This window comes from Treponema sp. OMZ 805 (assembly GCF_050937395.1).
GTDB lineage: Bacteria > Spirochaetota > Spirochaetia > Treponematales > Treponemataceae > Treponema.
The window spans coordinates 1-446 of record NZ_JACCLP010000062.1; the positions used below are offsets into that span (position 1 = coordinate 1).

Sequence of the window (446 nt, forward strand, 5' to 3'; positions counted from 1 at the left end):
TCTTCTTAAAACGATCATCTATATCAACAACCGTTAAGAACGTTTCTCTTCACCTTATTTTATCTACTCTCCAGTTAATCACTTCTCTAACAAAGTAATCCACCTTCAAGTAGTCTTTCTTTCCCTTCCCTAGCTTTTCAAAGATCTTTCCGTAATACAAAAAATATTTTCGTCTTACGATTCTGGAGATAAGGGGATTCGAACCCCTGACCTACGGCTTGCAAAGCCGCCGCTCTAGCCAGCTGAGCTATATCCCCTTACTACAAACCAAAAATATAAAAAAAGAGAGGGAAAGAAGAAGCGATAAGCGAAAGCTTTGTGTACAACTTACAAAGCATTTAGTATTACCTTTCTCTAAGAAAGGAGGTGATCCAGCCGCACCTTCCGGTACGGCTACCTTGTTACGACTTCACCCTCCTTACCAAGCGTACCTTCGGCACCGTCCT

The 446-nt window shown here is 41.7% G+C and carries 1 tRNA gene and 1 rRNA gene; both read right to left on the reverse strand.

The annotated features are described in order from the left end of the window. Positions 1–183: 183 nt before the first annotated feature. A tRNA-Ala gene (locus HGH47_RS12305) sits at positions 184–257 on the reverse strand. Between the two features lie 102 nt (positions 258–359). Beyond that, positions 360–446, reverse strand: a 16S ribosomal RNA gene (locus HGH47_RS12310); the annotation flags it as partial.